General features: G+C 60.1%; 16 protein-coding genes. 5 read left to right on the top strand and 11 right to left on the bottom strand.

Annotation, left to right across the window (positions count from 1 at the left end):
* The first annotated feature begins 6 nt into the window (after positions 1-6).
* Both KX729_RS07860 and KX729_RS07855 read left to right on the top strand, forming a co-directional pair.
* On the top strand, positions 7-678 hold the full coding sequence (locus KX729_RS07860; protein WP_219741903.1) for a DUF6891 domain-containing protein: 672 nt from the start codon (positions 7-9) through the stop codon (positions 676-678).
* A gap of 537 nt (positions 679-1215) precedes the next feature.
* Entirely contained in the window at positions 1216-4164 is a 2949-nt protein-coding gene (locus tag KX729_RS07855) for an ExeM/NucH family extracellular endonuclease (protein WP_219741902.1), read from the top strand.
* 181 nt (positions 4165-4345) lie between these two features.
* Here the strand turns inward: KX729_RS07855 and KX729_RS07850 are convergent, their stop codons facing one another.
* The 8 genes from KX729_RS07850 to KX729_RS07815 all read right to left on the bottom strand — a co-directional run bounded on the left by KX729_RS07850 (position 4346) and on the right by KX729_RS07815 (position 14555).
* Positions 4346-5029 (bottom strand): Crp/Fnr family transcriptional regulator, encoded by a 684-nt coding sequence (locus KX729_RS07850; protein WP_219742506.1) that lies wholly within the window; start codon positions 5027-5029, stop codon positions 4346-4348.
* 184 nt (positions 5030-5213) lie between these two features.
* Positions 5214-8564, bottom strand: a complete 3351-nt coding sequence (locus tag KX729_RS07845; protein WP_219741901.1) for an efflux RND transporter permease subunit — start codon at positions 8562-8564, stop codon at positions 5214-5216.
* Between the two features lie 23 nt (positions 8565-8587).
* Positions 8588-9823, bottom strand: a complete 1236-nt coding sequence (locus KX729_RS07840; RefSeq protein WP_219741900.1) for an efflux RND transporter periplasmic adaptor subunit — start codon at positions 9821-9823, stop codon at positions 8588-8590.
* A gap of 291 nt (positions 9824-10114) precedes the next feature.
* Positions 10115-11092, bottom strand: coding sequence for an ABC transporter substrate-binding protein (locus tag KX729_RS07835; RefSeq protein WP_219741899.1), 978 nt, complete (start codon positions 11090-11092; stop codon positions 10115-10117).
* A 56-nt stretch (positions 11093-11148) separates the two neighbouring features.
* On the bottom strand, positions 11149-12276 hold the full coding sequence (locus KX729_RS07830; RefSeq protein WP_219741898.1) for an ABC transporter permease: 1128 nt from the start codon (positions 12274-12276) through the stop codon (positions 11149-11151).
* Positions 12273-13157: an ABC transporter permease gene (locus KX729_RS07825; RefSeq protein ID WP_219741897.1), complete on the bottom strand. Its 885-nt coding sequence runs from the start codon at positions 13155-13157 to the stop codon at positions 12273-12275. Before KX729_RS07825 ends, KX729_RS07830 begins: the two co-directional genes overlap by 4 nt.
* Positions 13154-13534, bottom strand: a complete 381-nt coding sequence (locus tag KX729_RS07820; protein ID WP_219741896.1) for an endonuclease domain-containing protein — start codon at positions 13532-13534, stop codon at positions 13154-13156. The genes KX729_RS07825 and KX729_RS07820 overlap by 4 nt, the downstream gene beginning before the upstream one ends.
* A gap of 229 nt (positions 13535-13763) precedes the next feature.
* Positions 13764-14555 (bottom strand): ABC transporter ATP-binding protein, encoded by a 792-nt coding sequence (locus KX729_RS07815; RefSeq protein ID WP_219741895.1) that lies wholly within the window; start codon positions 14553-14555, stop codon positions 13764-13766.
* Between the two features lie 65 nt (positions 14556-14620).
* Between KX729_RS07815 and KX729_RS07810 the strand changes: the two genes are divergently transcribed.
* Positions 14621-15034 (top strand): cupin domain-containing protein, encoded by a 414-nt coding sequence (locus KX729_RS07810; RefSeq protein WP_219741894.1) that lies wholly within the window; start codon positions 14621-14623, stop codon positions 15032-15034.
* A gap of 2 nt (positions 15035-15036) precedes the next feature.
* Here the strand turns inward: KX729_RS07810 and KX729_RS07805 are convergent, their stop codons facing one another.
* From KX729_RS07805 to KX729_RS07795, 3 genes are all read right to left on the bottom strand, one after another.
* Positions 15037-15411, bottom strand: coding sequence for a hypothetical protein (locus KX729_RS07805; protein WP_219741893.1), 375 nt, complete (start codon positions 15409-15411; stop codon positions 15037-15039).
* Between the two features lie 4 nt (positions 15412-15415).
* A complete protein-coding gene (gene hydA / locus KX729_RS07800) occupies positions 15416-16870 on the bottom strand; it encodes a dihydropyrimidinase (RefSeq protein ID WP_219741892.1) in 1455 nt (484 codons plus the stop codon).
* Between the two features lie 303 nt (positions 16871-17173).
* On the bottom strand, positions 17174-18427 hold the full coding sequence (locus KX729_RS07795; RefSeq protein ID WP_219741891.1) for a Zn-dependent hydrolase: 1254 nt from the start codon (positions 18425-18427) through the stop codon (positions 17174-17176).
* Positions 18428-18681: 254 nt separating this feature from the next.
* Here KX729_RS07795 and KX729_RS07790 point away from each other — a divergent pair, with 254 nt between their 5' ends.
* Positions 18682-19326: a TetR family transcriptional regulator C-terminal domain-containing protein gene (locus KX729_RS07790; protein ID WP_219741890.1), complete on the top strand. Its 645-nt coding sequence runs from the start codon at positions 18682-18684 to the stop codon at positions 19324-19326.
* Positions 19327-19604: 278 nt separating this feature from the next.
* Positions 19605-20813 (top strand): TCR/Tet family MFS transporter, encoded by a 1209-nt coding sequence (locus tag KX729_RS07785; RefSeq protein ID WP_219741889.1) that lies wholly within the window; start codon positions 19605-19607, stop codon positions 20811-20813.
* Positions 20814-21052 lie beyond the last annotated feature (239 nt).

Here is a 21052-nt window from a genome sequence, read left to right as displayed (position 1 = left end):
CCGCCGATGCTTGAACTTCTGAAAATCCTGCTGGCGCGCTGGTTTCCGCCGAAGCCGGTGGAGCCGGCCGAAGACGTTCCGGCCATGATCGACCGGCAGGATGCGGCGGTTGAAATCCGCAGACTCGTCTGGAGCGGGTTCGAGCCGCAGGATGCGGTGCTGGATATCGTGCTGGAAGGTTATCCGGCCTCAGCGGTCGTGACCGATATCGACCGGCAATGGTTGAGAGCGGATATCGACCGTCAGTTCGGGGAGAAGCGCGACGAGGAGCGCAGCTGGCCGGCGCAGACGGACTGGGACCGGCTGGATGCAGCCTTTGTCGAGCTTCGCGCATCCGGCATCGTCGCGCTGCACGATGCGGGGATGACCCAATCGGATGGTTTTGCGGATGTGGCCGAAGAGTTCCAGATGCGGCGTGAGGTGAATGTCGCCTCTTCCGGTTTCGTCTTCTACGGCGGTGAAGACGTCCAGGCCGCGCTTTCCGACGAAGAACTCTATCTGACATTCGGCGCCTTCGAGAAGCGCAACGAGAACACGCCGGCCATTGCCCGGGAGATCACCGCGGCACTGACGAAGCAAGGGCTTCGCTCCAGCTGGAGCGGCGATATCGGCAAGCGAATGCTGCTCAGCCCGTTCGAATGGCAGAAGCGCAGCCCGGAAGGCGAAACCGCCAACTGACGTTATCGCGATCAAACCAGCCGGATGATTCCTCAGTTATTCGTCAGATGAGACGCCGCAACAACCCAGAATATGGCGAAGGCGTGACCGCATTATGTTTTGCTTAAAAACTCAACGGCTGATTGAGAGGCGCGCAGGCGAGAAAAAGTAGCGCCGCCCCGATTTTTTTCGAGCGTGGTATCCACAATCTTCGCGATCATTTTAAATCGTTTGAATTGTTGATTTGTCGGGATTTTCCCGCACAGGTGGATTTGCAGGGATCGGCCTCGCGGGCTCCTTGAAAATCGTTAGCCAGTTAACATTTGTCAATTTTTTACATCGCTGCCATTTTTTGCATGGTAGATCATTTCTGGTTGCCGCCGGTAAGGCACGCCAGGAGGGTGGATTTTCCGGGGATCGAGCAATTTTGTTTTTTCATACCCTATCCGCGAGGATGTTTGTCCTCTCGGGTAGCAACCGTTGTTTTTAATTCCGGCACCGGCGTGAAGTCCTGGCTCGGCCAAGGTTCGGTGTGCGTGAACAAACCGGAGGATGATCATGACGAGACCTGTTGCAGTCGACGACGATTTTTCCATGAACGTGAAGAAGCAGATTTTCAAAGGTAATCTGCTGAAGAACGACTATGACGTCGACGGAGACGACGTCTTTTTACGTTTCTTCGACGGTGTCCGGGTGGGCGACAAGGGTGTTCCAACCGTCGACGGCACTTATGGCACCTTCACCTTCGATGCCAACGGCAAATTCACCTATGAACTCGATCTTGATAACCCTGCCGTTGCCGGTCTTGGCAAGGGCGAGGCGCTGATCGAGAAGGCGACCTACAAGATTTCCGACGGCCATGGCGACACCGATGTCGGTTATTTCTCGCTGGTGATCAACGGCCGTAACGATGCGCCGGTCATCACGTCTGCGACAGACATCATGGTCGCCGAAAACGAGATCGATACAGGCCTGACCGTCACAGCGACCGATCCTGATGTCAACGACACGCTGACCTATGGCATTGTCGATGGCGGCGATTCCGATCTGTTCACGATCGATCCCACGACCGGCAAGCTGAGTTTCATCAATGCGCCGGATTTCGAGAACCCACTCGATGCCAATGGCGACAACAGCTATCAGGTCACGGTTTCCGCCAATGACGGCCACAAGACTGTGGTTTCGGCAGTCAGCGTCGAAGTGACGGATGTCATCGAACAGGTGGCGACGCCGCGGATCAACGAGATTCATTACGACAATGCCGGCGCCGATAGCGGCGAATTCGTCGAAATCCGGGTAACCGCTGGCGAAGACGTCTCAGGCATGCAGGTCGAGTTCTACAATGGCAGCAACGGTGCGCAATATGGCAACGTGGCGCCTGTTTCCGCGATGAGCATGACCTCTGACGGCACCTATGACTATTACGTCCTGAACCTGCCGCAGGACGGTATTCAGAACGGTTCGCCGGATGCCCTTTCGCTTTCGAAGAATGGCGAGGTGATCGAGTTCCTGAGCTATGAAGGAACGCTCACCGCCACGAACGGCACTGCAGCCGGTATGGCGTCCACGGATATCGGCGTTTCGGAAACCACGTCGACGCCGGCAGGCCAGTCGCTGCAACGCACCGGTGATGGCCCGACCGAATGGACCGGTCCGGTGGATGCAACGAAGGGCGGCGCCAATGACGGCGATACCGGGCCGGGCGAACCCGGCACCCCGATGCTGATCTCCGAGATCCAGGGCACTGGCACTGCCAGTCTGGTCGAAGGCCAGACCGTCAAGGTTTCGGCGGTCGTCACCCACATGGTCGCCGACGGTTTCTTCCTGCAGGAGGAAGCATCCGACAACGACGGCAATGCGCTGACGTCCGAAGGCATCTTCGTCTTTACCGGCGGTACGCCGACGGTGGCGATCGGTTCGCTGGTGGAATTGAGCGGCACGGTCGATGAATATTTCGGCCTGACCGAACTCACCGACATTTCCGGCCTGACGACGGTCTCGACCGGTCATGCCCTGCCGGACTATGCCGATGTCGTACTGCCGAACGCGACGGCGGATGCGCTTGAAAAATTCGAAGGCATGCGCGTCTCGCTTTCAAGCTCGAATGGCGAAGATCTCACTGTCACCGGCAATTTCAATCTGCAGCGTTACGGCGAAATCGAAGTCAGCGCCGGCCAGAAGGTTCAGCCGACGCAGGTCTACGATGCGCAGACGCAAAGCGGCGAGATCGATGCGCTGACCGAACAGAACTCGCTGAACCGCATCATCATCGATGACGGCATTACCGCCCAGAACCCGGACGAGTTCAAATATATCGGTGTCGATGCGGCCCATGGCGACAACGGCAATGGGTATCTCGACAGCGGCGACCATTTCACCGGCGATGGCCCGACATTGCGCAACGGTGCCGAGATCACCGCGCCGATCAAGGGCGTGATGACCTACGGCTTCGACAGCTACCGTATGAATGTCGATGGCCAGCTTTCCGTCGATGAGGCCACGAATTCCGGCGTCCGCACGGATGCTCCGGCCGATACCGGTGGCGACCTCACCGTGTCGAGCTTCAACGTGCTCAACTATTTCACCACGCTCGGTGATCGCGGCGCGGTGACGGAAGCGGATTTCGCCCGCCAGACTGCAAAGATCGTCGATGCGATGAAGACCATTGATGCGGATGTTTTCGGCCTGGAGGAAATCCAGAACAACGGTTTCGGCAGTGAATCGGCGATCGCCACATTGGTGGATGCGCTGAACGACGCCTATGGCTCGGACGTCTATGAATACGTCACCTACGAAGACCACGCCACCGGCGCCACGGCCACCAAGCTCGGTACCGACGCAATCACCTCCGGCCTCATCTACAAGACCGGCGAGCTGACCCTGACGGGCAGCGATTATCTCGAGTTCGACGACGGGGCGATGCAGCGCAATCGTCCGTCGGTCCTCGGCACGTTCGAGGACAAGGATACGGGCGAGGTCTTCTCCGTCAACGCCAACCACTTCAAGTCGAAGGGGGCAAGCGGACTGACCGATGCCAGCGACCCGAACTACGATCAGGATGATGGGCAGAGCTTTTGGAACGACGTGCGGACAGACGCGGCCAATCAGCTGACCGAATGGCTTGCCTCGGACCCGACAAAGTCCGGCGATTCCGACGTGCTGGTCATCGGCGACCTGAACTCCTACATGAACGAGGATCCGATCCAGGCGATCGAGGCTGCGGGTTACGCCAATATCGTCAAGGACATGATCGGCGACGATGCCTTCAGTTATATCTTCGATGGTCAGTGGGGAACGCTGGATCATGGCCTGGCCAGCGAAACGCTTGCAGGGCAGGTCACCGGTGCCACCGAGTGGCACATCAATTCCCAGGAGCCAAACCTGCTCGCCTATTCGACCGAGTTCAAGGATCCCGGTTTCTACAGCGCCGATCCCTATGCCGCTTCCGACCATGATCCGCTGATCATCGGCCTGAAGCTCGGCCAGAACGACTGCGTACTCGCTTAAGCGGGATCGCAAAAAAATTGAGGCCGGTGGCCCCTCGAGGACCACCGGCCTTTTTGCATGCCATCACCACCCGCCCGTGGAACGGCACGCAGCTCGAGACGACCGGATCCGCCAATCCGGTGTCGTCTCACTCTTGCCTCATGAACTCAAACTGAACTTGGTGCTGTCTAAAGCGCGTGCCTTAGATTTCGCGCAGCGCGCCGACGTCACCGACTTGGATGACACGGCCGCGGACTGTGACGCCCGTCTTGCGGAGCGTCGAGAAGGCGCGCGACAGAGCTTCCGGTGCAAGACCGAGCTGGCCTGCCAGCAGGCTCTTCTGGAAGGGCAGGCGGATCGCCGCCGGACCACCATCCACCGGACAGCGATTGAGGATGTAATTGGCTACCCGTTGGGGTGCCGTATGCAACCTGTCGTTGGCGATGCAGTCCATGGAGGCCTGCAGGTGACTGGAGAGGGACATCATTACCGCCTTGGCGACATCCTTCTCCTGCTCGGCCAAGTCTCGAACGGCTTGCATGTCGAATTTGGCGAGCGTCACCGCTTCCGCCGTCTGGGCGTGGTAGCGATATTTGGTGCCGCCGTAGAGCTGGCATTCGGCGAAAGTATCGCCGGGCGCGCAGATGCGAATATCGGCTTCGCGACCTTCACGGTTCAGGCGATAAAGTCGTACGTAGCCACTGAGAACACAGTAGAAAGCGTCCGCATTGTCACCTTCGCGGAAGATCGATTTCCGGTTCGGCAGACTTGCTACGCTCATCGCGGAGAGCATCCGGACGAGGGAACTGCCGCTCAGGCCGGTGAGGAAAGGAGTCTTCATCAAGACCGCCCGATCCCGGCTGCTGAGCTTGAGGTTTCCGTTCATCATGTCGGTGATCGCTTCCATTTTCCGTGTGCCGCTACGCATTCCTGATGGTTCATAAATAACAGGATTATGAAAGCGCGTTTTGACATCGATCAAATTTGAGAAATTTTTCTGCAATTTCTGCGCGCGCACGAAAACGCCGGGCGTTTAGCCCGGCGTTAATGGAAAACTCGTTCCGACTGGTTTATTCGGCGGCCATCGGCGGCAGGCGCAGCACGTTGCTGCTGGCCTGATTGCCCGGCTGCGCTCCGGAGCGGTCGTCGTTGGCGCCGGTCTGGCGTTCGAGCTGGTTGAGGCGTTCCTCCAGCGTCGAGATCGACTGGGCCTGGCGACGCGTTTCCTTGCTGAGATCCTCGTTGGAGAGACCGAGGTCTTCCTGTTCCTTCTTGCCGACGAGGCGGCCGAACAGCCAGCCGAGCAGGCGGGACAGGTCGTCCATGATCAGGAAGAAGGACGGCACGACGAGCAGCGACAGCACGGTCGAGACGATGATGCCACCGATGACGGCGATCGCCATCGGAGCGCGGAACGAACCGCCTTCGCCGACGCCGAGCGCCGAGGGCAACATGCCGGCCGACATGGCGATCGACGTCATGATGATCGGCTGAGCGCGCTTGCGGCCGGCCTCGACCATGGCATGGACACGTTCCAGGCCATGACGCTTCATCTCAATGGCGAAATCGACGAGCAGGATGGCGTTCTTGGTGACGATACCCATCAGCATCAGGATGCCGATCAGGACCGGCATGGAGAGCGCGTTCTGGGTAACGATCAGCGCCACCGCCACACCGCCGATTGCGAGCGGCAGCGAGAACAGGATGGTGAAGGGCTGGATGACGTCCTTGAAGAGCAGGATCAGTACCACGAGCACCAGCATCAGGCCGAGGATCATGGCGTTGACGAAGCCCATGACCATTTCGTTCTGCACCTTCGCGTCACCGGCCGCGGCGAGGCGCACCGACTTCGGAAGCTGGGTTTCCGCAACGATGCGCTGGAACTCGGCAGTGGATGTATCGAGCGCGGTGCCGAACGGCACATCGGAACCGATGGTCACGACGCGGTTGCGGTCGTTGCGCTTGATCGAGCTCAAACCTTCCGCATAGTCGATATCCGCAACCGTATAGAGCGGAACGCTGGCGCCGGATGCCGTCTTGATCTTGACCGCACGGATGGCTGCCAGATCGCGCCGCATATCAAGCGAGGCCTGGACGCGGATCGGGATCTGCCGATCGTCGAGCGAGATCTTCGCAAGGTTGGCATCCGCATCGCCGATCGTGGCAACGCGGACCGTCTGCGAAATCTGCTGCGGCGTGATGCCGAGGCGCGAGGCCTCGTCCATGCGCGGGCGGATCTGCAGTTCCGGGCGGGGCAGGGCACCATCCGATGACACGTTGGCAAGTACCGGCGAGGCGCGCAGCTTCGATTCCAGAATGCCGACAGCCTCGTTCAGATCTTCCGCGTTGGAAGACAGGAAGTTGAACGACAGATCGCGTTCCGCACGGTCGTTGACCTTGGAGATACGAACATCGGGAATATCTCGAACCGCCGCGAAAATATCCTTTTCGACATCCCATTGCGGACGCGTGCGGCCGTTCTCCTTCATCTTCGGAACGAAGTCCCTGACGATCGGGATCGAGCCGAGCCCCTTGTTGACGAGGGTCTTGACCAGCGAATGGTCGATATTGCCCAGGATGACGCGCACGGTTGCGCGTCGCAGTTCGAGATCGCCCTTCGGCGAGGCGCCGCCGAGGATGAAGACGCTTTCGACGCCGTCGATATGGCGAACCGCATTATAGATGATGTCGGTCGAGGCCGCAGTCTCATCCAGCGTGGCATTCGGCGGCAGTTCGACGGAGAGAACGACGCGCGAGGAATCATCCGGCGGTAGGAAGCTGCCGGGAACCTGCGAGAGCAGCATCATCGAGCCGATCAGGAAGCCGATGGCGGCCAGAAGGGTCGTATAACGCCAGTACCATTTGCGGGTCGTGCCGGTGACGAGCCGGGTATAGCCCTTCATGATCCAGCCATCGTTGTCGTGGTGGTCGTCATGCGCCATGCCGTCTTCCGAACGCATCAGATAGGCGGCCATCAATGGCGTGATGAGGCGCGCGACCGCGAGCGAGAAGAACACGGAGAAGGCGACTGTCAGGCCGAACTGGATGAAGTATTGGCCCGGAATGCCCGGCATGAACGAGACCGGCACGAAGACCGCGATGATCGTGAAGCTGGTGGCGATAACGGCAAGGCCGATTTCGTCCGCCGCTTCGAGCGCTGCCCGATAGGGCGTTTTGCCCATCTTGATATGTCGTGCGATGTTCTCGATCTCGACGATCGCGTCGTCGACGAGAATACCGGTCGCCAGCGTCAGCGCCAGGAAGCTGACGAGGTTGAGCGAGAACCCCATCAGGTCCATGATCCAGAAGGTCGGGATCGCCGACAAGGGCAAGGCTACCGCCGCGATCAGCGTGGCGCGCCAGTTCCGCAGGAACAGGAAGACGACGATGACGGCGAGGACCGAACCTTCCACCAGCGTATGCAGGGCTGCTTCGTAGTTGCCGTAGGTGAAGTAGACAGAGTCGTCGACCATTTCGATCGCGACATTTGGGTTGGCTTCGCGCACGCTCTTCAGGCTCTCGGCGACCGTCTCGGACACCGAGACTTCGCTGGCACCCTTGGCGCGGAAGACGGCGAAAGTGACAGACGGCGTGCCGTTGAAGCGCGAGAAGGACTTCTGCTCTTCGTATGTATCGGTGACCGTGCCGAGCTCGCGCAGCTTGACGAACTGGCCGTTCGGCAAGGTGATCGTCGTCGCGGCAAGCTGTGCGACATTGCGGGCGTCGCCTAGCGTGCGGATAGTCTGTTCGTTGCCGGCCACCTGGCCTCGGCCGGAGCCCAGATCGACGTTGGTGCCGCGCATCTGGGTGTTCACGTCGGCAGCGGTAATGCCATAGGCATCGAGCTTGGCCGGGTTCAGTGCCACACGGATTTCACGGTCGGCGCCGCCGTAACGGTCGATCTTGCCGATGCCCGGCTGTCCCTGAAGCGCGCGCTTGACGGTGTCGTCAACGAACCAGGACAGTTCTTCGAGTGTCATGTTTGGCGAGGAGACGGCGAAGGTCTGGATTGCCTGGCCCTCGACGTCCACCTTGGAAACGATAGGTTCCTCGATGCCGGCCGGCAAGTCGCCGCGAATCTTGTCGATCGCGTCCTTGGTGTCCTGAACGGCTTCTTCCGTCGGCTTTTCGATGCGGAAGACCACGACCGTCTGGGACTGGCCGTCGGTCACCGTCGACTGGACTTCGTCGATACCGCTGATCGAGGCGACCGCGTCTTCGACTTCCTTGGTGACTTGCGCCTCAAGCTCGGATGGCGCGGCACCGCTCTGGGTGACGGTGATCGAGACGACCGGCACGTCGATATTCGGGAAACGGGTGATCGGCAGCGAATAGAAGGACTGGATGCCGACGTAAAGCAGCAGCGCGAAGGCCAGCAGAGGCGCAATCGGATTGCGGATCGACCATGCGGAGAAGTTCATGGGGAGGTAACCTCGGTTCGCGCTTAGTTCGAAATCGTGCCGGGTTCGGCGGGTACGGGAGCGATCTTGTCACCGTCGCGCACAAACGCGCCGGCCTTGGCAACGACGAGGTCGCCGGCCGTCAAACCGCTGACGACCTGAATGAAGCCGCCATCCTGGATGCCGGTCTCGATCTTCACCTGCTTGACGACGTTATCTTCCACCTTGCGAGCGGTCGAGCCGTTGCGGCCACTGGTGACGGCGGAGAGTGGCAGGGCCAGCGCATTGGCTTCGCTGATGACGATCTCGGCACTGGCATACATGCCCGAACGCGCGCCGCTTTCATCGTCGATGACTATATGCACCGCGCCAAGGCGGGTCGTCGCATCGACCGTCGGCGAGATGAGGCGGACCTTGCCCTCGATCTTGGTGCGGCCGCCGGCAAGGGTAACCGTCGCCTTCTGACCGAGCTTGATCTTCGGGAGATCCGATTCCGACAGATCGGCCACGAGTTCGATCGCGCCGTCCTTGATAATGGTGAAGAGCGGCGAGGTTGCCGCGCCGCTGGCAATCGCGCCGACCTTGGCGCTGCGGGCGGAGATGATGCCGGCGACCGGCGTCTTCACGCCGGTGCGGGCGAGCCTCAGGTTGACGTCGTCGATCTGCGCATCAACCACCTTGATGTCGGACTGGCCGACGGTGACGGCCTGCTTGGCGGCGTTGAGGCGCGCTTGGGATACTTCGAAAAGCGCCTGGGACTGTTCGACCTGCGACTGGGTGCTGGTGCCGCTCTGGCTCAGGCGCTGGGTGCGGTCGCGCTGTCGGCTGGCATCGGCGAGGTTGGCTTCCGCCTCGATCACCTGCGCCTGGTATTGCGCGACGCCGGCTTCGGCCTTCGCCTTATTGGCTTCGTACTGGCTCTTCTGCAGAAGAAGTGCGTCCTCGTTCAGCGTCGCAAGCACGCTGTCGGCCTTCACTTCGTCACCTACGTCTGCCTTCAGCGTCTTGATCGACAGGCCATCGACCAGCGGCTGCACGAAGACTTCCTCAATCGGCTTGACGGTGCCGGTGGCGATGACGCGATCGGTGAGCGGTTTCTGGACCGCTTCCGTCACGATGATCGACGGCAGCTTGATTTCCTTCTGGGCCGGAGCGGGTGCGGCAGCCTCCTGCGCGAGCGCCGTGGACGCGCAAAGCGCAATCGCGAGGCTCACGGTGATCGAGAGAATCGGAGCGCGGGCAGACTTCGGGCGAGCGACATTCTGGGACGTGCGAAACATGCGATAACTTCCGACCTGAAAAGGGGCAAATATCTCGCTGGGAACCTATCCGGTTTTGCGTGCCCCCTCCAGCACGCGATATCCCGAAATCAAGGTGGTAACCGTTAAAAACAGTTACAAGACCGGCAGCGAAAGATTCATCAAGGCTGCCCTTTTACGTGTTTGCGTTGCACAAATCAATCCGCATCCGTTATGGGATGGATGAGTTTTGGTTATGCTTTACGTAAATAAAATTCGAAAACGCGCAACCGTGTGGTCGCGCGTTCTCTTAAAGTGAACAATCGGCAATTATTATTTCAGCGCGGCCTCGGTTACATCGGCCGTATAGGCGCCTTCCGGCTTCTTGGTGATGATCTTCTGATCAAGAAGCGCCTTCACGGTGCGATCATAGGTCGCCATGTCGAGCTTGCCGGTGCCGATCAGTTTGGCGACTTCGCCCATCATGCGCTTCTGGTGGTTTTCGTCCTGGCCGCCATTGTCCATGACGATGCCGGCGGCTTCATCCGGATTGGCGATCGCGTATTTCCAACCCTTCATGGAAGCACGGACGAACTTGACCATGGTTTCCTTGAACTTCGGATCCTTGAGCTTGGTTTCGTTGACGTAAAGGCCGTCTTCGAGCAAGTCGTTGCCAAGCGCCGTATAGTTGAAGACGAGCAGGTCGCTTGCCTTGAAGCCGGCATCGATCGCCTGCCAATATTCGTTATAGGTCATGACGGAGATGCAGTTTGCCTGTTTCTGGACGAGCGGCTGCACGTCGAAGCTCTGCTTCAGCACCGTTACGCCGCCGGTGCCGCCTTCGGTCGGGAGGCCGAGCTTGTTCATCCAGGCAAAGAACGGATATTCGTTGCCGAAGAACCAGACGCCGAGCGTCTTGCCCTTGAAGTCGGCCTCGGTCTTGATCGGGCCATCCTTCGGGCAGATCAGTTCCAGGCCGGATTTCTGGAACGGCTGGGCGATGTTGATCAGCGGCACGCCCTTCTCACGGGCGACCAGTGCGCCACCCATCCAGTCGACGATGACGTCTGCACCACCGCCGGCGATCACCTGCTCCGGGGCGATGTCCGGGCCGCCCGGTTTGATCGTTACGTCGAGGCCTTCATCCTTGTAGAAGCCCTTGTCCTTGGCGACAAAATAACCGCCGAACTGGCCCTGGGCGACCCATTTCAGCTGCAGCGTCACCTTGTCGGCAGCCATCGCCTGGGCTGCCGCCAGCGACATTGCAATACCCATGCTTCCGGCCATGAGCGCCTTCATGATCTTCTTCATTGTCGTTTCCCTCTGTGGTTATGCCGGCTCCGTTGGGTCGTGCCGGATTTTATCGCCTAACCCCCACGGTTAGACGGATGCCAGAACGTCGTCGCTCTTTCGAGAAGTGCCACGACGCCATAAAAAACCGATCCGGCCAGCGCCGCAACCGCGATCTCGGCCCAGACCATGTCGACATTCATGCGGCCGATCTCGGTGGAGATGCGAAAGCCCATGCCGACGATTGGCGTGCCGAAAAATTCCGCGACGATCGCGCCGATCAGCGCCAGGGTGGAATTGATCTTCAGCGCGTTGAAGATGAAAGGCATCGCGGCCGGCAGGCGCAGTTTCATCAGCGTCTGCCAATAGTCCGAAGCATAGGAGCGCATCAGGTCGCGCTCCATGGCGCCCGAGGCGGCGAGGCCTGCGACCGTGTTCACCAGCATGGGGAAGAAGGTCATGATGATGACGACGGCGGCCTTGGAGTGCCAGTCGAATCCGAACCACATGACCATGATCGGCGCCACACCGATGATCGGCAGAGCCGAGACCATGTTGCCGATCGGAATGAGGCCGCGGCGCAGGAAAGCGAAACGATCGGCTAGGATCGCGACGACGAAGCCGGAGGCGCAGCCGACGATGTAGCCGATCAGCACGGCCTTGAAGATGGTCTGCTGGACGTCGGCCCAGAGGATCGCAACGGAGCCGGCAATGCGCGTGCCGATCGAGGAGGGGGGCGGAAGGAGGATGAAGGGAATGCCGAAACCGCGGGTAATGGCTTCCCAGATGATCAGCAGCCAGGCGCCGAAGATGGCCGGGATGAGCAGCTTGAGAAGCCAGCCGAGGCCGGTCGAACGGGTTTCGATCTGTGAAAGCTCGGACACCGACGCCCAGGCCAGCAGCCAGCTTGCCGCGATCAACAGGAAGAAGCCGGCGGACATGTAACCTTCATTGCCGGCAACGCCTGAAAGCAGCATTGCCGCTGGAATGTGGGCGCCGAGAAAAAGCACTACGGCACGCAGGGCAGGGCCGCTTTCTTCTATTGCCTGCATGAGGACCACGACGACAACCAGTATCGCCGCGATCGTCATGCCGTTGCCGACGGGATTGGCGGCTTCGGGCAAGGTGAGCGGCAGGCGGGTTAGCGCGGCCACGGCCAATATGCCGGCGAGGAGGGATTGCCAGTGCCGAACGAGCCTCTTCATGCCGGCCTCCCGCCCATGGCGCGATCGACGATTTTGGCGATGATCCCGACGATAGTGACGAGCAGGGCGGCCAGTACCGAACCGGCGATCAGCGCCGACCAGATGTCAATGGTCTGGCTGTAATAGGCGCCGGCCAGCAGTTTCGAGCCGATGCCGGCGACCGCACCTGTCGGCAGTTCGCCGACGATCGCGCCGACAAGGCTTGCCGCGATCGCCACCTTCATCGAGGTGAAGAGGAAAGGGATCGAGGCGGGCACACGCAGCTTCCAGAAGGTTTGCGCGGCGCTGGCATGATAGGTGCGCATCAGATCTAGCTGTATGAGTTCGGGCGAACGCAGGCCCTTCACCATGCCGACTGCCACCGGAAAGAAGGACAGATAGGTCGAGATGATCGCCTTGGGGATGAGGCCGGTGATGTTGATTGCGCCCAGCACGACGATGACCATCGGCGCGATCGCCAGGATCGGTATGGTCTGGGAAGCGATGATCCATGGCATCAGGCTGCGGTCGAGCGCCTTCACATGCACGATGCCAACGGCGATCAGGATGCCGAGCAGCGTGCCAAAAGTGAAGCCGGCGACCGTCGAAGAGAGCGTAACCCAGGCGTGATAGACGAGGCTGCGGTTCGAGGTGACGCTGCGCATAAAAGTGTTCTCGACGAAATTGCTGACCACCTGATGCGGCGCCGGCAGGATCGGTTTCGGCTGCGACATGGTCTTGCCGATGAATTCCATCGTGGTCGAGGTGACATTGCCGCGCCGGTCGAGATCGCGCTGGAAGGGGGCGTTCATGAAGTAAGCGCCGACATACCAGATGGTGACGATGACGAGGAGAATGGTGAGGACAGGGATGATGCGGTCGCGGAGGGTGTCAGGTTTCATGCGAGCTCCTTTTTCAGAAAAGGAGTGACGTGCTGTTCGATTGAAGTGAAGACGTAGTCGGGGCCGTCGAGAACTTGATCGTTGTCGAACCGCAAGATGGTGAAACCCTGGCTTTTGAGGAATGCATCTCTGCTGATGTCATGCAGACGACCATGGGCCGTTTCGTGGCTATCACTGTCTACTTCGACAACAATGCGAGCAGCCAGCCAAGCAAAATCGGCAATATAGGAGCCGATTGGGGTTTCACGCCTGAAGCGTGCGCCATAAGGGCGGAAGTCGCGTAACATATCCCACATTGCTGCTTCGGCTTTAGTAAGTTCGCGTCGAAGTGTTTTGGCGCGTGTTCTGGTTTTAAAGGCGATGTTGGAGTGCGGCATCTACGCTCGCTCCCGTATATCGGAAAGGAAGACCCCTCCCCAACCCCTCCCCACAAGGGGGAGGGGCTTCCCGTGCAGAGCCGCACTGCCCCAATCAATCGTTCCTTCTGGTCGCGCCATTTTTAGGGAGATGATGAAGGCGCGGCAGGTTAAGCCCCTCCCCCTTGTGGGGAGGGGTTGGGGAGGGGACTTGCCTCTGTCACAAAGAGAAGCGATCTGTCGATACAAACTATTCCTCATAACTATGCCCCGCTCTCAGTCCCTCGCGCACCCGATGCGCGATCTCCAGAAACTCCGGCGTTTCGCGGATTTCCAGTGGCCGTTCCTTGGGTAACGTTGACTCGATCACATCCGTCACGCGCCCCGGCCGCGGTGACATGACGACGATCTTGGTGGAGAGATAGACGGCTTCCGGAATGGAGTGCGTCACGAAACAGATGGTCTTTTCCGTCCGCGCCCACAGCTTCAGAAGCTGCTCGTTGAGGTGGTCGCGGACGATCTCGTCCAGTGCGCCGAAGGGTTCGTCCATCAAGAGCAGATCGGCGTCGAAGGCGAGCGCGCGGGCGATCGAGGCGCGTTGCTGCATGCCGCCGGAGAGCTGCCAGGGATATTTCTTGCCGAAGCCCGCGAGATTGACGAGGTCGAGGGTACGTTCGATGCGGCTGGCGCGATCCGCCGCCGAATAGCCCATGATTTCCAGCGGCAGGGCGATGTTCTTCTCGATCGTGCGCCAGGGATAAAGCGCCGGTGCTTGGAAGACATAACCGTATGAGCGGGATTTTCGTGCTTCTTCCGGCGACATTCCGTTGACGGTGATCTCGCCGGACGTGGCCTTTTCGAGGTCGGCGATGACCCGCAGGAACGTCGTTTTGCCACAGCCGGACGGGCCGATGAAGGAGACGAAGTCGCCCTTTTTCACCTCCAGATCGACATTCGACAGGGCATGGACCGGCCCGTCACTGGTCTCGAAGGTGAGACCAAGTTTTTTTGCCGAGACGACGGAAGACTGATTTTCTGCCATGTTCACCCAGTGTATCTGATGGTCGTTCCCGGACTTTCCGTCCCATTATTATTGGAGCCTGCACCATGTCATCTATTCACGACCCCGATTGCAAGCTGATCCGGCCAAGCGAGACCTATGCGGGAAAGCAGGGCTTTTCCTATATCGAAGGCATTTCTGCCGAAAGCGCCGGCGCCAAGGGTATCGCGATGATGCTGCTCACGGTACCGCCGGGCGGCCGCGCCAAGGCACATATGCACGAAGCGCATGAAACGGCGATCTATGTTCTGTCCGGCGAGGTCGATACCTATTACGGCGACCGGCTGCAGCACTTCGTCGTCACCAAGGCCGGCGACATGTTCTACATTCCCCCCGGCATGCCGCATCTGCCCGTCAACCGCGGAAAAGAGCCCGCCGTTGCGGTGATTGCCCGGACAGATCCGAACGAGCAGGAAAGCGTCGTCTTGTTGCCGGAGCTGGAAGCGCTGGTGCCGGCTTGAGCCTATCTGCATAATGCAAGCGGTCCCCAGTGGATGGCTGCGTCCGAAGTGAAGCCGATCATATATCCTTTCGGACCGAATGAGAGCTTGGCGGTATCATCCGTGCCGCCTTCCTCACCCTCTTCCTGGCAGGAAACCGTTGCCGTGAAATTTTTGCCGTCGGTTTTGAGGATCTTCTTGAACTCGCAATAGGAGGCGGCCGTGGTGATCGCCTCCGATGTCAGCAGGAAGAAGTCGTCCGATCCGCTGGATTCGCCGGTTCGCGCATAGGTGCAACCATCCTTGTTCCCATAGCTGCCCTTGATCGGCAGGGTTTCGGCCGCAGCGCTTGTCGCTGCGGCAGACAGAAGAAGCAAGGTCAGAAAGCCGCTGCGCATCGGTTCACACCCCGCTCGCCGGAATACCCGTCCGCTCCACCTTGCGCGGTGCGGTCAGTTCCTTCCAGGTCGACAGCGCCTTGTTGACGGCCTGGAACGGCTCGCGCTTGACGAAGGACCCATGCCCTTCCTGCGTCTTCACCGTTGATTCCTCGATCGCCACCACGCCGCGGGTCAGCGTATAGCGAGGCAGGCCGGTCACCTGCTTGCCTTCGAAGACGTTGTAGTCGATGGACGATTGCTGGCTCTTGGCCGCGATCGTCTTCGAGCGCTTCGGATCCCAGACGACGATATCCGCATCGGCCCCGACCAGGATCGCGCCTTTACGCGGATAGACGTTCAAGATCTTGGCGATGTTGGTGGAAGTCACCGCCACGAACTCGTTCATGGTGATGCGGCCGGTGGCGACGCCATAGGTCCAGAGCATCGGCATGCGGTCTTCAAGCCCGCCGGTGCCGTTCGGGATCTTGCGGAAGTCGCCGAGGCCTGTGCGCTTCTGTTCGGTGCTGAAGGCGCAATGGTCGGTCGCGACAACCTGCAGCGAGCCGGAAGCGAGGCCGGCCCAGAGACTGTCCTGATGCTGTTTGTTGCGGAAGGGCGGTGACATGACCCGGCGGGCCGAATGATCCCAGTCCTTGTCGAAATATTCGCTCTCGTCGAGCGTCAGGTGCTGGATCAACGGCTCGCCGTAAACCCGCATGCCATTCTGGCGCGCTCGGCGGATCGCTTCGTGGGACTGTTCGCAGGAGGTGTGCACGACATAGAGTGGCACGCCAGCCATGTCGGCGATGATGATGGCGCGGTTGGTCGCTTCGCCTTCGACTGACGGGGGACGCGAATAGGCATGTCCTTCCGGCCCGTCATTGCCTTCATCCATCAGTTTCTGCTGCATTGCGGCGACGACATCGCCGTTTTCGGCATGCACGAGCGGCAGGGCGCCGAGTTCAGCGCAGCGCTGGAAGGAGGCGAACATCTCGTCGTCGTTCACCATCAGCGCGCCTTTGTAGGCCATGAAATGCTTGAAGGTGTTGATGCCGTGGTTGAGTACGACAGCCTTCATCTCGTTGAAGACCTGCTCGCCCCACCAGGTTACCGACATGTGGAACGAGTAATCGCAATTGGCGCGCGTCGCCTTGTTGTCCCAGCGCTTCAGCGCGTCGAGTAGCGACTGGCCGGGATCGGGCAGACAGAAATCGACCACCATCGTCGTGCCCCCGGCAAGGGCTGCCCGCGTGCCGCTTTCGAAGTCGTCGGAGGAATAGGTGCCCATGAACGGCATTTCGAGATGCACATGCGGATCGATACCGCCCGGCATGACGTAACAGCCGGTAGCGTCGAGCGTGGTGTCACCGGAGAGGTTCGGGCCGATCTCGATGATCCTCCCGCCTTCGATCTTGACGTCCGCCTTGTAGGTCAGGTCGGCGGTAACGATGGTGCCGCTTTTGATGACTGTGGTCATGGTTATTCCCCTGTCTTGAATTGCTTATCTAGTCCAAGGTTTGAAGGTGCCATTGCGCATCAGTTGACCGTCGTTCTGCCCAAGCTCTCTCGGGCAAATCGAGAGTTTTGATGATGTCCGGATGGCGATCCACCACACACTCCAGACATGCCAGACGACAAGTCGATTCATCGAAGTGGTTGTCGCCACCGCATAGGAACTGCCAGTCTCCGCCTTCATCGTGAACAACGTGGAGGATGGGTAAGCCATCTTCCATCACGTGAGTGCAGATGAAACACTCCAGATGGTGATGAGTGTGGGCACTCACCCCACAATCTCCGCTGTCTCCACCACAGCGTGAAACAGCACGTCACATCCGGCGGCAGCCCATTCCTTGGAGATTTCCTCCGCCTCGTTGTGGCTGAGCCCACCGACACAGGGACACATGACCATCGTCGATGGCGCGACCTTGGCCGCCCAGCAGGCGTCGTGGCCGGCGCCGGAGATGAGGTTCATGTGGCTGTAGCCGAGCCTGTCGGCGGCGTTGCGGATGCGCTCGACCAGTGTCGGGTCGAAAGTGACCGGGTCGAAATGGCCGACGGCCTCGACCGAACAGCCGACGCCGAGCGGGGCGCAGATTTCCGCGGCACCCGCCTCGATCTTGGCGCGCATGCGGTCGAGCTTTTCCTGGCTGGGCGTGCGCAGATCGACGGTGAAGACGACCTTGCCGGGCAGGACGTTGCGGGAATTCGGGGAGAAGAACACCTGACCGACACCGGCGACAGCGCCCGGCTGTTCGGCCATCGCCACTTCCTGCACCATTTCCAGAATACGGCCCATCACCAGGCCTGCGTTAACGCGCATGGTCATCGGCGTCGAGCCGGTATGGGCTTCCTTGCCGGTCAGCGTAAATTCCAGCCACCACAGGCCCTGACAGTGGGTGACGACGCCGATCTGCTTGTTTTCTGCCTCAAGGATCGGGCCCTGTTCGATATGATATTCGAAATAGGCGTGCATCTTTCGGGCGCCGACCTCTTCGTCGCCCACCCAGCCGATGCGCTTCAACTCGTCGCCGAAAGTCTTGCCTTCTGGATCCTTGCGGGCATAGGCGTAATCCATGGAATGCACGCCGGCGAAAACGCCGGAGGCGAGCATGGCGGGGGCGAAACGGGCGCCTTCCTCGTTGGTCCAGTTGGTGACGACGATCGGGTGTTTCGTCTTGATGCCAAGGTCGTTCATGGTGCGGACGACTTCCAGGCCGGCCAATACTCCGAGAACGCCGTCATATTTGCCGCCGGTCGGCTGGGTGTCGAGATGGGAGCCGATATAGACGGGCAGCGCATCGGGATCGGTGCCGGCGCGGGTGGCGAACATCGTGCCCATCTTATCGACGCCGATCGTCAAACCTTCGGCCTCGCACCATGTCTTGAAGAGGTTGCGGCCTTCTCCATCGGCATCCGTCAGGGTCTGGCGGTTGTTGCCGCCGGCAATGCCGGGGCCGATCTTCGCCATGTCCATCAGCATGTCCCAGAGACGGTCTCCGTTGACGCGCAGGTTCTCGCCCGGTGCTGCCACCATCTGATTGTCCTCACCTGTTCTCGCCCTTTTGCGGGCGGTCTGCTTTTACGTTCCCATCGGTCCCTTCCGTCTCACATCGGAGCGGCGGAAGTTCGGCATTGCGTTTGTTTGGCTTGTCGCCGATAATTTGACCGGTTGGTAAAACATTACAATTTCCGTGGCCTCACTCAAGCCGAAAATGACGAAAAATCCAGAGGAAAATCTGGCCCGTCCAAAGGGAATGTAGGCAGCGCGGAAACGAGGCGACTAGCGGCATGGCAGTTCCGAGAGCGGCGAAGACACAGCGGCGCACGCGCATTCAGGGGGAAAAAGAAGAGCTTATCCTCGAGGCGGCGCTGGACGTGTTTTCGGTCAGCGGTTTTCGCGGCACGACGATCGACCAGATTGCCGAAGCCGCCGGCATGTCGAAGCCAAACCTGCTTTATTATTTCCGCACCAAGGAGGCGATCCATCGCCAGCTGATCGACCGGGTTCTGTTCACCTGGCTGGAGCCGCTCAGGGCGTTTAATGCCGAGGGCAATCCCGAATCGGAAATCCGGTCCTATATCCGCCGCAAACTGGAAATGGCGCGCGACTTTCCGCGCGAGAGCCGGTTGTTTGCGAATGAAGTTCTGCAGGGCGCTCCGCATATCGAGGACGAGCTGAAAGGCCCGTTGAAGGAACTGGTCGATGAGAAGGCGGAGGTGATCCGCGCTTGGGCGCGCGCTGGCAAGATCGCCAAATGCGATCCCTATCACCTGATCTTCTCGATCTGGTCGACGACGCAGCATTATGCCGACTTCGACGTGCAGGTGCGGGCGGTGCTGGGGCAAAGCTATGCGGGCGAGGGGCGGTTCGAGGATGCCGCCCGGTTCCTGGAGCAGCTTTTCATGGATGGGTTGCGCGTTCGAACGAGCTGAACACGATCCCGCGTTGCGGGCAGCCGACTTGTCTCAAGTTGGTAACTCCTGTATTTGACGTCTGTCGCGAAAAGCGACCGCTTTCCTTGATCCGCCGACAGGCGCGAGTAAGCAGGTGAACGAATTGTCGTTCATGCGGTCGAGTACAAGCCATTCATGCTTTCCAGCGTGGATCGGCCAGCGTTTTCCAAAGCAACGAAACGCCTGAGATATCGGGCCTAATCGCAGGTTTTCCCGTGCCTTTCGGCATCGCGGACCTGCGTCGATCGGAACGCGTCATGAATAAACCGCTTGTCGTCATCTTCACCGCCATTGTCCTCGATGCCGTGGGCATTGGCCTCATCTTTCCCATCCTTCCCTCCCTGCTGCAGGAGGTTACCCATACCGATGATGTAGCCTCCTATATCGGCCTGTTGACTGCGCTTTACGCCGTCATGCAATTCGTCTTCGCGCCGGTGCTGGGTGCGCTCAGCGACCGGTTGGGGCGGCGGCCCATACTGCTTGTCTCGATGGCGGGTGCCGTCGTCAACTACCTGTTTCTGGCCTTCGCGCCCAGTCTCTGGATGCTGCTCATCGGCCGCATCATCGCCGGCCTGACCAGTGCCAATATCTCCGTTGCGACTGCCTACATCACCGATATATCACCGCCGGAGACGCGTGCTCGCCGGTTCGGGCTGTTCAATGCCATGTTCGGCATGGGGTTCATCGTCGGGCCGGTGCTCGGTGGCATTTTCGGCGACCATTGGCTGCGGTTGCCGTTCATCGTGGCGGCGATCCTGAACGGTCTGAATCTCTTGCTGGCCTACCTGCTTCTGCCAGAATCGCGCACGCCGACACGCGAGGCGATCGATTTCGCCGCGCTCAACCCGCTTCGACCGCTGCGTTGGGTCTTTTCGATGAAGACTGTCCTGCCGGTCGTTCTGATCTTTTTCATTTTCAGCGCGACCGGTGAGGCCTACGGGACCTGCTGGGCGCTCTGGGGGATGGATGCCTTTCACTGGAACGGGTTCTGGATCGGTCTTTCGCTCGGCGCATTCGGTATCTGCCAGGCGGCGTCTCAGGCGTTTCTGCCCGGTCCGGCGGTCAAGCTGCTCGGCGAGCGCGGGGCGATCCTGACCGGCATTGCCGGCGTCTGCGTGGCCCTGATGGTCATGGCGCTGGCGACCGAGGGCTGGATGACCTTTGCGGTCATGCCGCTTTTCACACTGGGTGGCATCGGTGTCCCGGCGCTCCAGTCCCTGGCGAGCCGGCAGGTCGAGGAGGGCCGGCAGGGGCAATTTCAGGGCGTGCTGGCCTCGGTGGTCAGCCTCGCCTCGATTGTCGGGCCGCTGGTGTTTTCGAGCTTCTATTTTGTCTTCCGGGAAGAATGGCCCGGCGCAATCTGGCTGGTGGTGGCAGCCGTCTATGCGGTCAGCATTCCGCTGGTAATAGGGCTCCCATTGGCGAAACCGACGGCATCCGCTGCCTCTTATACCAGTTGTCACTGATGCTGACTCTTGGGGTTCCCAAAGCCGGACGAATCTGAATCGATGGCGCAAACAGGAGGTTTGCGATGGGTTCAGCGCTTTCATTACGGTCGGACTTCGACGGAGCCAGGTTGCGGCTTCTGGCTCGGCAGACACGCGATTCCGATCAGGCGCGGCGGCTTCTGGCAGTTGCATCGATCTATGATGGCGGCTCACGCGCCGATGCTGCCCGGCTCGGCAGCGTGACAGTTCAGATCGTG

This window comes from Neorhizobium populisoli (assembly GCF_019430945.1).
Lineage (GTDB): Bacteria > Pseudomonadota > Alphaproteobacteria > Rhizobiales > Rhizobiaceae > Neorhizobium > Neorhizobium populisoli.
Note: the sequence above shows the minus strand (reverse complement) of the source record. Positions and strands in the feature narration are given on the sequence as shown.

Bases quoted from the DNA above. Each gene is read 5' to 3' on its own strand.
- KX729_RS07845 (WP_219741901.1), bottom strand. From the start codon at position 8,564: ATGAACTTCTCCGCATGGTCGATCCGCAATCCGATTGCGCCTCTGCTG.
- KX729_RS07805 (WP_219741893.1), bottom strand. From the start codon at position 15,411: ATGCGCAGCGGCTTTCTGACCTTGCTTCTTCTGTCTGCCGCAGCGACA.
- KX729_RS07815 (WP_219741895.1), bottom strand. From the start codon at position 14,555: ATGGCAGAAAATCAGTCTTCCGTCGTCTCGGCAAAAAAACTTGGTCTC.
- KX729_RS07855 (WP_219741902.1), top strand. From the start codon at position 1,216: ATGACGAGACCTGTTGCAGTCGACGACGATTTTTCCATGAACGTGAAG.
- KX729_RS07790 (WP_219741890.1), top strand. From the start codon at position 18,682: ATGGCAGTTCCGAGAGCGGCGAAGACACAGCGGCGCACGCGCATTCAG.
- KX729_RS07810 (WP_219741894.1), top strand. From the start codon at position 14,621: ATGTCATCTATTCACGACCCCGATTGCAAGCTGATCCGGCCAAGCGAG.
- KX729_RS07835 (WP_219741899.1), bottom strand. From the start codon at position 11,092: ATGAAGAAGATCATGAAGGCGCTCATGGCCGGAAGCATGGGTATTGCA.
- KX729_RS07785 (WP_219741889.1), top strand. From the start codon at position 19,605: ATGAATAAACCGCTTGTCGTCATCTTCACCGCCATTGTCCTCGATGCC.
- KX729_RS07825 (WP_219741897.1), bottom strand. From the start codon at position 13,157: ATGAAACCTGACACCCTCCGCGACCGCATCATCCCTGTCCTCACCATT.
- KX729_RS07840 (WP_219741900.1), bottom strand. From the start codon at position 9,823: ATGTTTCGCACGTCCCAGAATGTCGCTCGCCCGAAGTCTGCCCGCGCT.
- KX729_RS07850 (WP_219742506.1), bottom strand. From the start codon at position 5,029: ATGAACGGAAACCTCAAGCTCAGCAGCCGGGATCGGGCGGTCTTGATG.
- hydA (WP_219741892.1), bottom strand. From the start codon at position 16,870: ATGACCACAGTCATCAAAAGCGGCACCATCGTTACCGCCGACCTGACC.
- KX729_RS07795 (WP_219741891.1), bottom strand. From the start codon at position 18,427: ATGGTGGCAGCACCGGGCGAGAACCTGCGCGTCAACGGAGACCGTCTC.
- KX729_RS07830 (WP_219741898.1), bottom strand. From the start codon at position 12,276: ATGAAGAGGCTCGTTCGGCACTGGCAATCCCTCCTCGCCGGCATATTG.
- KX729_RS07820 (WP_219741896.1), bottom strand. From the start codon at position 13,534: ATGCCGCACTCCAACATCGCCTTTAAAACCAGAACACGCGCCAAAACA.
- KX729_RS07860 (WP_219741903.1), top strand. From the start codon at position 7: ATGCTTGAACTTCTGAAAATCCTGCTGGCGCGCTGGTTTCCGCCGAAG.